Origin of the sequence: Paenibacillus sp. FSL R7-0198, assembly GCF_038000415.1 — a bacterium.
Lineage (GTDB): Bacteria > Bacillota > Bacilli > Paenibacillales > Paenibacillaceae > Paenibacillus.
The window spans coordinates 6203182-6217709 of record NZ_JBBOCB010000001.1; the positions used below are offsets into that span (position 1 = coordinate 6203182).

General features: G+C 47.0%; 12 protein-coding genes. All 12 read left to right on the top strand.

The annotated features are described in order from the left end of the window. Positions 1-25: 25 nt before the first annotated feature. The 12 genes from MKY87_RS27260 to yfmF all read left to right on the top strand — a co-directional run bounded on the left by MKY87_RS27260 (position 26) and on the right by yfmF (position 14527). Complete coding sequence (locus MKY87_RS27260; RefSeq protein WP_062833834.1) at positions 26-1309, top strand: M16 family metallopeptidase; 1284 nt, start codon at positions 26-28, stop codon at positions 1307-1309. Then, positions 1269-1715 carry a dUTP diphosphatase gene (gene dut, locus MKY87_RS27265; protein WP_017689132.1) on the top strand — a complete coding sequence of 149 codons (447 nt, stop codon included), beginning with the start codon at positions 1269-1271 and terminating at the stop codon, positions 1713-1715. Before MKY87_RS27260 ends, dut begins: the two co-directional genes overlap by 41 nt. Before the next feature lie 157 nt (positions 1716-1872). Continuing rightward, positions 1873-2772 carry a dipicolinate synthase subunit DpsA gene (dpsA, locus tag MKY87_RS27270; RefSeq protein WP_076208873.1) on the top strand — a complete coding sequence of 300 codons (900 nt, stop codon included), beginning with the start codon at positions 1873-1875 and terminating at the stop codon, positions 2770-2772. Further along, positions 2769-3365 carry a dipicolinate synthase subunit B gene (locus MKY87_RS27275; protein WP_062833836.1) on the top strand — a complete coding sequence of 199 codons (597 nt, stop codon included), beginning with the start codon at positions 2769-2771 and terminating at the stop codon, positions 3363-3365. Before dpsA ends, MKY87_RS27275 begins: the two co-directional genes overlap by 4 nt. Before the next feature lie 378 nt (positions 3366-3743). Further along, positions 3744-4961 carry an aspartate kinase gene (dapG, locus tag MKY87_RS27280; protein ID WP_017689129.1) on the top strand — a complete coding sequence of 406 codons (1218 nt, stop codon included), beginning with the start codon at positions 3744-3746 and terminating at the stop codon, positions 4959-4961. 47 nt (positions 4962-5008) lie between these two features. Beyond that, positions 5009-5887, top strand: coding sequence for a 4-hydroxy-tetrahydrodipicolinate synthase (gene dapA / locus MKY87_RS27285; protein ID WP_124114093.1), 879 nt, complete (start codon positions 5009-5011; stop codon positions 5885-5887). 476 nt (positions 5888-6363) lie between these two features. Further along, complete coding sequence (locus tag MKY87_RS27290; RefSeq protein ID WP_076208870.1) at positions 6364-8043, top strand: ribonuclease J; 1680 nt, start codon at positions 6364-6366, stop codon at positions 8041-8043. A gap of 221 nt (positions 8044-8264) precedes the next feature. Beyond that, the gene (locus MKY87_RS27295) at positions 8265-9038 is read left to right on the top strand and encodes a ClpP family protease (protein WP_338593847.1); all 774 of its coding nucleotides are present in this window, start codon (positions 8265-8267) and stop codon (positions 9036-9038) included. After that, entirely contained in the window at positions 9035-9265 is a 231-nt protein-coding gene (locus tag MKY87_RS27300; protein ID WP_036670404.1) for a YlzJ-like family protein, read from the top strand. Before MKY87_RS27295 ends, MKY87_RS27300 begins: the two co-directional genes overlap by 4 nt. 90 nt (positions 9266-9355) lie before the next feature. Then, positions 9356-12094, top strand: coding sequence for an FtsK/SpoIIIE family DNA translocase (locus MKY87_RS27305; RefSeq protein ID WP_340966929.1), 2739 nt, complete (start codon positions 9356-9358; stop codon positions 12092-12094). Between the two features lie 198 nt (positions 12095-12292). Continuing rightward, positions 12293-13120: a spore cortex-lytic enzyme gene (gene sleB, locus MKY87_RS27310; RefSeq protein ID WP_047842506.1), complete on the top strand. Its 828-nt coding sequence runs from the start codon at positions 12293-12295 to the stop codon at positions 13118-13120. 126 nt (positions 13121-13246) lie between these two features. Further along, positions 13247-14527, top strand: coding sequence for an EF-P 5-aminopentanol modification-associated protein YfmF (gene yfmF, locus MKY87_RS27315; protein ID WP_340966932.1), 1281 nt, complete (start codon positions 13247-13249; stop codon positions 14525-14527). The last annotated feature ends 1 nt before the right edge of the window (position 14528 follow it).

Sequence of the window (14528 nt, forward strand, 5' to 3'; positions counted from 1 at the left end):
TTATAGAGATGTAGGAGGGCCAACCATGAAAAAAATTCAGCTGGGCAATGGCCTCAGAGTTGTCATGGAACAGATACCGACCTGCCGTTCTGTGTCTTTCGGAATATGGGTCAAGACAGGTTCGCGCAATGAGCAACCTGCAAGTAACGGAGTATCACATTTTATTGAACACATGTTATTCAAAGGAACAGATCGTTATGATGCCAAGGCGATTGCGGAGCAGTTCGATGCGATTGGCGGTAACGTGAACGCGTTCACTTCCAAAGAATACACGTGTTATTATGCTAAGGTGTTGGATGAACATTTGCCGATTGCGGTTGATGTATTGTCTGATATGTTTTTCCGCTCCAAAATGGATGATGGTGAATTGATCAAGGAGAAAAACGTCATTCTGGAAGAAATCTCGATGTATGAAGATACGCCTGATGATATGGTTCATGATCTGATGGCCTTGGCCGCCTATGGTGAGCATCCACTCGCATACCCAATCCTGGGTACGGAAGAACGTCTCAAAGCGATGGATTCCAGTCATCTGCGTGCATATATGAAGGAGCACTACACGATTGAGAACACGGTCATTAGTATCGCGGGTAATATTGATGACAGTGTAATCGATCTGATGGAGAAACATTTTGGTGCTTTTGATGTAAATGGAGTAACGGAAGCAGTCACGATGCCAGCCTTCCAAAGCGGACAGCTCTTTCACAAAAAGAAAACGGAACAGAATCATATCTGTATCTCGTTCCCGGGCTGTAAAATCGGAGATCCGCTGCAATTCGCTATGGTTGTTCTGAACAACGCCATTGGTGGAGGCATGAGCTCCAGACTGTTCCAGGAAATTCGTGAGAAACGGGGTCTTGCGTACTCCGTGTATTCCTATCATAGCTCTCATGCGGACAGTGGACTTTTCACGATATACGCGGGTACAGCACCGAAGCAGACCAAAGAAGTGCTCGATCTGACCAAAGAGGTTCTGCGCGACCTGGCTGTAAACGGCTTGTCCGAAGATGAACTTCGTAAAGGAAAAGAACAGCTGAAAGGCAGCTTGATTCTGAGCTTGGAAAGCACAGGCAGTCGCATGAATCGTCTGGGTAAAAACGAACTCATGTTGGGCAGACACCATACGCTGGATGAGATGATCACCAAAATTGAGCAAGTTACCATGGACGATATTAATGCGGTACTTGATCTGATGTTTGCTGAACCTTTTGCACTTGCTATGGTTGGCGCTTCAGATAAAACGATCGCTGGATTGAGAAGGGATGATTTTGTTGCATTACGTTCAAATACAGAAACTGCCGGGCAATGAAGATATTAAACTGCCTCAAAAAATGTCGGAGCTGGCATCCGGCTTTGATGTAGTAGCTGCGCTTCAGGAAGACGTTGTTTTGCAGCCGGGTCAGCGTACGCTGATTCCTACCGGACTTGCGATGGCAATGCCAGCTGGATTGGAAGCACAGATCCGTCCTCGGAGCGGACTGGCTTTCAAACATGGAATTACCTGCCTCAACACACCGGGTACCATTGATGCGGACTATCGCGGAGAAGTTAAAGTTCTGTTGATTAATCTGGGTCAGGAACCGTTCACGATTGTACGGGGAGAGCGCATCGCTCAGATCGTCTTCCAGACCGTGCCTGCGGTTGAATTGACGGAAGTGAATGAACTTTCGGAAACGGTACGTGGCGAAGGCGGATTCGGTCATACCGGGAAATAAGTAGCGTAAATATACTCATTCTTTAGAGTCGTCCCTACAGGGGCGGCTCTTTTTTTACATTTGAGATAAGGACGGTGGAATGCAATTATTGTTTTCACCCCCCTGTGGGCCCCTGCATACGATAAGGCATACATGTGGTGAAAGGAGTGACGTCCCGATGCTGACCGGAGTCCGGATTGTAGTCCTGGGCGGAGATGCGCGGCAGCTTGAAGTCATTCAAAAGTGCGCTGAGCTGGATGCAACGGTAAGTGTGGTGGGTTTCGATAAAATAGAGCGTTCCATTCCAGGGATCGAGCACCAGGAACTGGAGGACGAAGTGTTTGCTTCCGCAGATGTACTGGTACTGCCTGTTGTCGGTTGCGATGACCAGGGAAAAGTAAGTACTTCATTCAGTGACACACCGATCTATTTGAAAAAGGAACATATTGCAGCATTACCGGAGCATTGTATTGTGTTCACAGGTATGGCAAAGCCGTTCTTGCGCGAACTTTGTCTTGAAAATGGGCTGCGACTTGTTGAAGTACTTGATCGTGATGATATTGCACTTTATAACTCTATTCCAACAGCTGAGGGAGCCATCGCCATAGCTATTCGGGAGACGGACTTCACAATCCATGGTTCGGAATGCATTGTGCTTGGCATTGGTCGAACAGGATTCACAATGGCCAAAACACTGCAGGGACTTGGAGCAAATGTACGGGTGGGAATCAGGCGGGAAGAGGATGCTGCCCGCGCTACAATAATGGGCTGGAAGCCTTTCATGACAACGGATTTGGCCGCTCAAACCGGGGAAGTTGACTTGCTTTTTAATACGATACCGACTATGATAATCACAGCACAAATCCTGTCCAGAATGCCGCAAAAGGCTGTCATTATCGACCTCGCATCCGCTCCTGGCGGCTGTGATTTCAGGTATGCCGACAAACGCGGTATCAAAGCGCTACTTGCGCCTGGCCTCCCCGGCATTGTTGCTCCCAAAACGGCTGGCGGCATTATTGCCGACGCGTTGATCCGTTTGCTTTTGGAAGAACAGAACGCACGGGAGGTTAAATCATGAACTGGCAGGGAAAAACGGTAGGTTATGCAATTACGGGTTCTCATTGTACGTTTGAAGAGGTTATGCCGGTAATTAGCCGCTTCGTAGCTGAAGGTGCCAACGTCATTCCGATTATTTCGAATTCGGTTCTGACGACAGATACACGCTTCGGTACGGCGCAGAATTGGCAAAAACAGTTGAAAGATATAACAGGTAATGATATCATTTCTACAATTGTTGAAGCGGAGCCATTAGGGCCTTCCAAGCTGCTTGATGTGCTGGTGATTGCTCCATGCACAGGGAATACAACAAGCAAGCTGGCTAATGCGATGACCGACAGTCCAGTGCTAATGGCAGCCAAAGCGCAAATGCGCAATCAGCGTCCGCTTGTGCTCGCGATTTCCACGAATGACGGTCTGGGCTTGAATGCTGCGAATATCGCCAAATTGCTCGTGGCCAAATACTTGTATTTTGTGCCATTTGGGCAGGACGATCCAGTGAAAAAACCAAACTCGTTAGTCGCCAAAATGGAATTGATTCCAGAGGCTTGCTGGAGTGCTCTTGAGGGCAAACAGTTGCAGCCGATGATTGTGGAGCGTTCTTCACAGGCTTGATGGAACAATGATTCGGTGACAACGTTTATGCGCTTGGAGAAATGAAGAAGGGTTCGAGAGACAAAGAAAATCATGGGGGACGATATGCTGGATTGAACAGCTACTCTGTCCACGTTCCTGTCTATAAGGCATTCCTGCTTGCGGGCAGTACAGGTTAAGCAAGCGGGAGAGGTCTATTGTGAATGTATGCGTCATGACCTCGATAACAACCGCGACCTTTGATTTTGCGATTGTCCCAGACAATTACAAAAAACAAGGAGCGGCATGGAATGCCGTATAAAATGCTGAAATTATCGCATCAGAACGCTCCCTAGAGTGATCCATTTGTTGATTTGACCCGTGTCCAGTCTTCTTGCGTACACAAATGGAGGAATAAAGATGCGTATCATGGTACAGAAATTCGGAGGCACGTCTCTCTCCACTGTTCAGGCGAGAGAGCATGTGCTCCGTCACGTTAAACGTGAACTTGAAGCAGGATTGAGTCTGGTCATCGTTGTGTCTGCAATGGGGCGCCGCGGCGAGCCATATGCGACTGATACGTTGCTGGACTGGGCTGCACAGAACGGAAACGCACTATCCGCACGCGAAAAGGATTTACTGCTGTGCTGTGGTGAAATCATATCTGCGACAACGTTGAGCAGTTTACTCGAACATGAAGGCATTCCAACTACAGTGCTGACCGGTGCACAAGCAGGTTTTGTGACGGACGACAATTTCGGGAATGCCCGGATATTGGATGTCCGTCCTGTTCGTGTGTTGGAGCAGCTTCAGCTTGGCCGTGTCGTTGTTGTAACCGGATTCCAGGGGCAGACAGAGAACGGAGACTTCACGACACTGGGTCGTGGGGGAAGTGATACGTCTGCTACAGCTCTCGGTGCAGCATTACGTGCTGAAATGGTGGATATCTACACAGATGTGAACGGGATACTCACCGCTGATCCGCGAATTGTTGAGGATGCACGTCCACTGACTGTTGTGAGTTATGCAGAGATCTGTAACATGGCCCACCACGGGGCCAAGGTAATCCATCCACGTGCGGTTGAGATTGCGATGCAATCCCAGATTCCAGTGCGGGTAAGATCTACTTTTGCAGACACGGAAGGAACGCTGGTTACGCATCCGGAAGGATTCCAGGATGTGCAGACAGGCATTGTTGACCGTTATGTAACAGGCATCGCCTACGTGAGCAATGTAACGCAAATTACGGTGGATGTGCCTGGTGGTGCAGATCGATTGCAACTAAAAGTGTTCAAAACCATGGCTGAGAATTCAATCAGCGTTGATTTTATTAATGTTACCCCCTCGGGAGTTGTCTATACGGTTTTTGACAGTGATTCCGAGAAAGCCATACAGGTATTGCAGGAGATAGGTCTCAAGCCACAAAGCCTGTCCGGTTGTGCCAAAGTGTCCGTCATTGGCGGAGGCATTAATGGTGTACCTGGAATTATGGCTCGAATCGTAGAGTCCTTGACACTGGCTGACATTCAGATCCTGCAATCAGCAGATTCGAATACAACGATCTGGGTACTCGTAAAAAAAGAAGATATGGTTCAGGCCCTGAGGGCACTTCACGCCTCATTCGAACTTCATTTGTAAATAACTGAAGTTAGAGGAGCCAAACCTGTTTTGAAGGAGGAATCGAATTGGACTTTGGAAGATTGATTACAGCAATGGTCACTCCGTTCAATGAACAAGGAGAGATTCATTGGGAGGAAACGGCACGTCTAATCGACTATCTGATTGTAGATCAAAAGTCGGAGACGCTTGTGGTTTCTGGAACAACAGGGGAGTCTCCAACACTTAGTGATACTGAGAAAGTTCAATTATTCGAATTTGCAGTGAAACATGCGGCCGGTCGGTGCAAAATTATAGCCGGAACGGGAAGCAATAACACGGCACATTCCATCCATTTGACACAGGAAGCTGAACGTGCCGGAGTGGATGGCATATTGTTGGTTGTTCCGTATTACAACAAACCTAGCCAAGAAGGTTTGTTTAAACATTTTGAAGCGATTGCAGGCTCCACCAAGCTGCCAATTATGCTCTATAACGTGCCTGGGCGCACAGTAACCAGCCTGTCAGCAGCGACAACGCTTCGTCTTGCGCAGATTCCTAACATCGTCGCTACGAAAGAATGTGCGTCTATGGAGCAGGTTACGCTGATTGCAGCAAGTGCTCCAGAAAATTTCAGAGTTTATTCCGGTGATGATGCTTCAGGCTTACCAGCGATTGCGGTTGGAGCACACGGAATTGTCAGCGTGGCTAGTCATGTCGTAGGGGCAGAAATGAAGAAAATGATTGACGCCTTCTATGGCGGAGCACCTCTTCAGGCTGCTCAGATTCATCAGCAGTTGTTCCCAGTGTTCAAAGGCCTGTTTGAGTGTCCACAGCCTCTACCGAACCCGGTAGCGGTGAAATATGCGCTGACATTACGTGGTCTAGACGTTGGGTCCGTACGTTTGCCCCTTATTCCGCCAACGGAAGAGGAGCAGGTTTATATCAAAGGTTTGCTTAATTTGTAATCATTTTGGTTGTATATGGACTAATTTATTAATCATGGGAATATCCTTCAGATCAGCAAAAGAACCGCTCCTCTTCGTAGAGGCTGCGGTTCTTTTTTTTACGAGTAATGTGAGGTTTCTTTTCCACTGCTAAGGGGAAACCTACAGGTTAACGAGAGAGTGACTTGTTTTTTTTGTTTTTAATCATGTATAATGATGTCAAGTGACTGGGTGCGGTATTTTTTTGAAATTGAAAGCGACATCGTTTCGTGGTGTAGCTTTGCGGTGAAAAAGGAAGGAACGGCTAAGAGGGAATTTCAAATCCAACTTGTTGGTCAAAGGGAATAACTTCGAAGAACTTCTTCCAAATATCGTGAATAAAGGTGTTCTTTTGCATTCATCCCGATAGGTGGGTATGTGATGTATGGACTACTTTTCTTAACTTACAATAAATAATAAGGTACGACGTCCAACTACCATAGGAGGTTTAGATTCATTTGTCTAAGAAAAATAATAACGATAAACTGATGATTTTTGCTTTGGGCGGCGTAGGCGAGATTGGTAAAAATATGTACGTCATCCAATACGCCAACGACATTGTAGTCGTAGATGCTGGTCTTAAATTCCCGGAAGAAGATATGCTTGGTATTGATATTGTCATCCCTGACATTTCTTACCTGACTGAGAACCGTGACAAAGTAAGAGGAATCATCCTTACTCACGGACATGAAGATCACATTGGTGGTCTGCCATATGTTCTCAAACATCTGAATGTTCCTGTATACGGAACAAGACTTACGCTTGGACTTGTAGAAAACAAGTTGAAAGAAGCGAATTTGCTGGGAGAAACAAAACGTATTCTGATTGATGCTGATTCCGAGATCCAACTTGGATCTGTTCTGAAAGCATCGTTCTTCGCTACTAACCATAGTATTCCGGATTCTGTTGGTGTATGTGTCGAAACACCGGAAGGTGCAGTTGTTCACACAGGTGACTTCAAATTCGACCATACTCCAGTCAATGGTCAATATGCAGATCTTCAGCGTATGGCACAGATCGGAACAAATGGCGTGTTAGCGCTGTTGTCCGATAGTACAAACGCTGAGAAACCTGGATTCACACCATCGGAGAAAAATGTGGGTATCGTTCTGGAAGATATCTTCCGTAAAGCTAGTCAACGTGTTGTTGTAGCGACATTTGCTTCCAACGTACACCGTATCCAACAGGTGATCAATGCAGCAGAAGTGACTGGACGTAAAGTTGCAGTTATCGGACGCAGCATGGTGAACGTGGTGGGTATTGCTTCAGAACTGGGTTATCTTGAGATTCCGGATGGCATGATCATTGAACCTGAAGAAGTAGGCAAGATGGCAGCTGATCGTGTCGTGATTCTCTGCACAGGAAGTCAAGGAGAGCCAATGTCAGCATTGACACGTATGGCTCGTTCCACACACCGTAAAGTGGACATCCTGCCAGGTGACACCGTCATTATCGCAGCAACACCGGTTCCAGGTAATGAAAAATATGTAGGCCGTACGATTGATGAACTGTTCCGTCTGGGTGCTAACGTGCATTACAGCGGTGCTAACAGTGGCGTCCACGTATCTGGTCACGGTAGCCAGGAAGAGCTGAAACTGATGCTCAACCTGATGAAACCGAAATTCTTCTTGCCAATTCACGGTGAATTCCGTATGCAGCGTCGCCACGCGGTTCTTGCTGAATCTGTAGGGGTAGAACCTGAGAACATTTTCATTACGGATATCGGTGAAGTGATTGAAATTCAAGGTGGAGCAGCACGTAGAGCAGGTAAAGTTACTGCAGGTAATGTGTTGATCGACGGCTTGGGTGTAGGCGATGTGGGTAACATTGTACTTCGTGACCGCAAATTGTTGTCACAAGATGGTATCCTTGTTGTTGTGGTAACACTGAGCAAACAGGATGGAAAAATTGTTTCCGGTCCTGACATCATCTCTCGCGGATTTGTGTATGTACGTGAATCGGAAGGACTACTGGATGAGGCCAACCGGATCGTTAGCAGCACATTGCAGAAGTTGATGAGTGAGAACGTTAACGAGTGGGCTTCACTCAAAACGAATGTTAAAGATGCACTGGGACGCTTCCTGTATGAGCAAACTCGTCGTAGACCGATGATTTTGCCAATCATTATGGAAGTTTAAAATAGGCTAAACAAAAACATATATTCAGGCACACAGTCGCCCCTTCTCTACGAGTAATATTGGACGGTTCCTCGTAGAGAAGGGGCTTTTTTTGCGTTTTCAGGAAGATCTGCAATAGGGCCAATATGTGAAGCAATTTGATGTAGCGGGTATAAGGCGGTTGGAAAAATCCCCATACTAAGGAAATACATTAAATGTTTCTGGAGAAGGGGATTATTGAAATGAATGAACGTATGAATGACAAGCAGGCGTCAAGATCCAATCAACCGGAAGTTGAAGCGCCGGAGATTCCGATTCAGGAGGACAAGGCCATCTCTCCCGTGACAGAGACTATTCAGCAATTTGGGCAGACACAGTCGCCTGCTGGTGAATCAAATATTTTCTGTATGACCATTATTGGACAGGTCGAAGGGCATTTGATTTTGCCACCACAAAATAAAACAACAAAGTATGAGCATATCATTCCACAGCTGGTGGCCGCAGAACAGAATCAGCGTATTGAAGGTATTCTGATTATTTTGAACACGGTGGGTGGAGATGTAGAGGCGGGTCTGGCCATTGCTGAGATGATTGCTTCTCTAAGCAAACCTACGGTTACTGTGGTCATTGGAGGCGGGCATAGCATTGGAGTACCGATTGCTGTAGCTTCAACGTATTCCCTGATTGCCGGAAGTGCAACGATGACGATCCATCCGATTCGGATGAACGGCCTTGTCATTGGTGTACCTCAAACGTTTGAGTATATGGAGAAAATGCAGGAGAGGGTTGTTCGATTTGTGACTTCGCATTCGAATATCTCTGAAGAGATGTTCAAAGAGCTGATGTTTAAGACCGGTGAGTTGAATCGGGACATCGGCACAGCTGTAGGAAGCGCAGATGCAGTGAAATATGGATTGATGGATGCAGTAGGCGGAATTGGACAAGCCATTGCTCAGTTAAATCAGCTCATAGGAGACAAGAGACAGACCCTGCAGGCGGGAGGTTATACCCAATGACATTATATACAGTGATGCCCCCGGAACAACTCTGGTCGGGAATGTGGAAAGAGGGCGAAGATACAAAGGAGATCAAGATGAATGGTTTATTGATGCAGGTGAGACCTGTTAATGACAATGAAGCCGTTATTGTACGTTTGCTGGATTGTCCACTTGAAGCCTATCTCAATCCTGCAAATATGCCCGGTTCGACCATTCCGCTTTCGGGTAACTTGGGATCAGCATAACGCGACGAATTCAGACAAATTGAGCAGAAAAAGAACATATGTACGGATTATATTTGTATGGTATAATATTCTTCTGGGGGTGACCTGATTTTGGCCAGAAGAAAAAAGAGGAAAAAAAAGGGCGCTGGTTTTAGTGGCGTTTTAAAATATGAAATTTACGGGATTGTGCTTATTACTCTTGCTGTCATAGCATTATCGGGTGAAGCCACCGTTGGACGTTCGCTTTCCAAGATGTTCGGACTGATGCTTGGTAAGTTTTATTTTGCGATTCCACTTGTTGGTATTTATTATGGTCTCATGGTGATGATTCACCGGAAATGGCCGAGTGGCTGGACTACTCGCAAAACAGGACTGGTATTGCTGGTCTTTGCCTTAACCCTGATGAGTACTGTCTCTGCAATGCACCAGAAGCTCATTCCGGTTGGTGCGCTTGAGCCTGGTGCTGTGATTACGCAGGTACATAATGATATGCAAACCGAGTTGCTAACCCCTGCTGCGCCAGGGGAGAGGGACTCCATGCTTAACAAGGACATTAGCGGTGGTTATCTCGGAGCTGGGCAATTTGCTCTTTTCCTGTGGCTGTTCGGCAGCCTTGGGGCGAGACTCATCATGATTGTCATGTTTATCATCAGTTTTATGCTGATTACGAGTCTATCTTATGTGGATTTGATTCGAATATTCCGTACAAAGATTTGGGATGCCGGGAGTTCGATGTACAAGAAGCTGGAGTCGAGGCCCTCTGCACGTTCTGCTTCAGCATCTGATGGAAGGAAGAAAGGTAACGCTCGTAAAGTGGTGCCTGTTCCTGTTGAAGATGACGAAGATGAGTATGAGGATGAATTAGAGGAACAGCATCTGCCAAAACGAAAATCGCCCATATTCTTCCAACTTTTTGGGAAATGGGGAGCTAATCGGGAACAGGCGACATCAGGACGTGAAATGGATGAGGTCGATTCGGCAGAAACAGAACAGATTGTGTACCGCGCCGAACAAGATCACAATGTAGAGGCGTGGCAGGATGCGACCGAAGACGTAGCGAACAAATCAGCTTCATCACGTGTTCCTGTTCAGGCTAAACCTAACTCAGCGCCAATCATTCGAGACTTTTTCGAGCACGTTAGAGCAGAAGAGGCAAGCATTGAAGATGATCTGGACGATGCTTATCCTTTCCCGGATGATCTGGCCGATCCAAACGTAGTACAACAGGGCGAGCATGCCATTAAAATAACGGATGAACTGGTAGAGACAGAGTGGTCTGCATCCGATGCGGGTACGAACGGGTTGAATGCTGTGGATGAGATTCAGAGTGGAGAAGAAGTCCCTAATGATGCAATGCAGGGAACAGATACTCTTACTCCTGAAGGGCAGGAAACACAACCGGTGAAACCACCACCGCCACCTCCTAAGCCGTACAAGCTGCCGTCATTCCGTCTCCTTGCCAAGCCAAACAATGGGGGCAAGGCGGGTGACCAGAAGGATTATATGCAGACAGCACGCAAGCTGGAAGCTACACTGGAGAGTTTCGGTGTTCGCGCCAAGGTGCTTGAAGTGGTCCGGGGCCCTGCCGTTACAAGGTATGAAATTCAGCCTGATATTGGTGTTAAGGTCAGCAGGATTGTCAGCCTGACTGATGATATCGCGTTGGCTCTGGCGGCAAAGGATATTCGGATGGAAGCACCGATTCCCGGAAAGTCTGCTATAGGTATCGAAGTACCTAATGGCGAGGTATCGGTTGTAACGATGCGTGAGGTAATGGAGACAGCAACGTTCCAGGATGCAGAATCCAAAGTGACCATTGCATTTGGCCGAGATATCTCGGGACAGACAATCATTGGTAACTTGGCTCGTATGCCCCATTTGCTGGTCGCAGGTGCTACAGGTTCCGGTAAGTCGGTGTGTATTAACGGAATTATTACCAGCATATTGTACAAAGCCAAGCCGGATGAAGTGAAGTTCCTGATGGTTGATCCCAAGATGGTTGAGTTGAACGTATATAACGGAATTCCACATCTGATGGCACCAGTAGTAACTGATCCTAAACGAGCGTCACTTGCTCTCAAAAAGATTGTGGTTGAGATGGAGAAACGATATGAACTGTTCTCCAAATCAGGCACACGTAACGTCGAGGGTTACAATAATCTGATGAAAGATAATCCTGCGGCTGTTCTGCCTTATATCGTTGTCATTGTGGATGAGCTTGCGGATCTGATGATGGTTGCAGCCGGAGATGTGGAGGATGCCATTGCACGACTCGCTCAGATGGCTCGTGCAGCCGGAATCCATCTGATTATTGCCACACAACGTCCTTCGGTTGACGTTATTACCGGGGTAATCAAGGCTAACATTCCATCGCGGATTGCCTTCGGCGTATCCTCCCAAGTCGATTCCCGAACGATTCTGGATATGGGTGGGGCTGAGAAGCTGTTGGGTCGTGGAGACATGTTATTCATGCCAATGGGCGCATCAAAACCGGTTCGTGTACAAGGTGCATTTATGAGCGATGAAGAAGTCGAGAATATTGTGAATTATGTACGTGGTCAAGGTGAAGCGCAGTATGATGAGTCCCTTGTACCTGAAGTAGATGATTCCATTCAGGCAGCAGATGAAGTGCAGGATGAGTTATATGAGCAAGCTGTACAGATTATTTTGGAGGCAAAACAAGCTTCAGTCTCCCTGTTGCAACGTCGTATGCGGGTTGGCTACACACGTGCAGCGCGTTTAATTGACTCCATGGAAGCCCGGGGTGTAATCGGTCCTTACGAGGGCAGCAAACCAAGGGAAGTACTGGTTTCACTTGAACAGTATCAGCAGAATAAAATAAGCTCGTAGTGTAATATGAAACATGGTTACAACGAATCGTTTAAGCCCTCAACCTTATTGGTTGAGGGCTTTTTGCTTGCTCAGGAGACTGAAGTTTTGCCATCTACTCCAAAGATCGGATGATTTGGTGCATAGGAAACAAGCAGGCTTGTCATAATAACCTTAGCGATTCTGTTAATCCCACAAGAGAAAGGTAGAGCACAGTCGATGCGAAAAATGAACCTATGGCTTTTCACTGCTATTTTGCTGATATCCGCATTGGGAATTCGTTATTTGCTTCCTGGGAATACAGCAACTGAAAGTTCAGCCGAGCGTACACCACAGGTAGAAGAAAAGGCCTTGCCTACGTTTAGCAGCAATACAGTGAAATATGGAAGTTACGGTCAGGATGTATATGAGCTTCAGGGGCGTCTGAAGTACCTGGGATTTTACAATGGTAAAATCGACAGTAATTTTGGCAGCAGCACGCTGAAATCCGTCAAATGGTTTCAATCCGAGTTTGGCATGAAGGCAGATGGTGTGGTTGGAGCTGAGACCAAGCTCAAGTTGTACAATGCGTCAACCAAATGGTCGCCAACAGAGCCGCCACTACACAAGGAATCCTCAGGTGGGGGTGGAGGCAGCAACAATACGGCAGATAAAGAGCAAGACAATATGGGATCTGCCAATGCCCTTGGTCTCTCAGAGAATGAACTCAAGATTATGGCTAACGCTGTATATGGTGAAGCCCGGGGTGAACCGTTTGAAGGTCAAGTCGCAGTAGCAGCAGTAATTCTGAATCGCGTAAATTCACCAAGCTTTCCAAGTACGCCTTCTGGTGTGATTTTTCAGCCTGGTGCATTTACGGCTGTAGCGGACGGACAGATCTATCTGGAACCAAACGCACAAGCCAAAAAGGCAGTTGAGCAGGCCCTGAATGGTTGGGATCCGTCCGGTGGATGTCTCTATTATTTTAACCCGAAGACAGCAACATCCAAATGGATCTGGACCCGCCCACAAGTGAAAACAATCGGACAGCATATTTTTTGTATGTGATGATGTTGGAAGCAACCAGAAGGCGTGACTTCGGTTGCTTCTTGCCTTTTGAATGGGTTAAAATGGTTGTTACGTTTAGCTTAATACGATTGCATGATAAATGACGCCGTAAAGGGGTTTTGACATTTGAATACATCAGGATTCGAACGAGGTACCAAGAGAGAGTTTCGTATACATGTGCTTCCGACTAAACGTTTCAAAACGTTTGCTATATCGCTATATGCAGGAGTTCCCTTACGGGAAGATACAGTAACCAAAGTAGCGCTGACCCCTTTTGTTCTGCGACGCGGCACGGAGTCCTATCCGGAAACAACGCAATTTCGTGAGCAACTGGAGCATCTGTATGGAGCAGGTTTTGGTTTTGACGTCTATAAACGCGGGGATTACCAGATTGTACAGTTCCGAATGGATACCATTAATGATTCATTTGTTGGAGGGGATGAGCAGCTACTGGATCGTTCATTTGCCTTCCTTGGAGAGGTTCTTACACGACCTGCACAGGAGAATGGACATTTCAGGACGTCTTATGTACAAGCAGAGCGAGAGACGGTTCGTAAAAAGCTGGAGTCCATCGTGAATGATAAAATGCGCTATGCCGCTGAACGCAGTATCGAGGAAATGTGCAAGAACGAGCCGTACCGTCTTCACCCACTGGGTGAGCGAAAGGATCTGCCCGGGATTGAGCCCGACACACTGACTGCATCTTATCAGGAGTGGCTGCAGCAGGCGAGTATGGATCTGTACGTGGTAGGGGATACGACACTGGAGGAGGTCGAGAACCTTGTTCAGCGTCATTTCAATGTAGATCGAACGTCCTCCTCTGATTACCAGACACAGGCAGCGGTTCGAGGAGATAAGGAAGTAGAGACCGTTGTTGAGCGACTGAATGTGAGTCAGGGAAAACTCAATATGGGACTCCGTACATCTATCACTTATGGAGATCCTCAGTATGCCGCAGCACTAATGTACAACGGGATTCTCGGTGGGTATCCTCATTCCAAACTGTTTGTCAATGTTCGTGAAAAAGAAAGCCTCGCGTATTACGCATCTTCGCGATATGACGGACATAAGGGCATTGCAACAATTCAATCCGGGATTGAAATCCCGAATTATGAGAAGGCCGTCACGATCATCAAGCAGCAGCTGGAAGAAATGAAAAGCGGTACAATCAGTGACCTTGAAATGTCCCAGACCAAAGCGATGATCCGTAACCTGCTTAAGGAAATGCAGGATTCTGCTTTTGAGATGATCGCTTATGACTTCAACCGACAGTTGTCTGGCAAAGAAAGAACGGCTGAAGAACTGTTGGCTCAAGTAGAACATATTAGCAAGGAAGATGTGCGTGAGGCGGCAGAACAATTCCGTCTGGATACGATTTATTTCTTGCGGGACGAGAAGGAGGAATAAT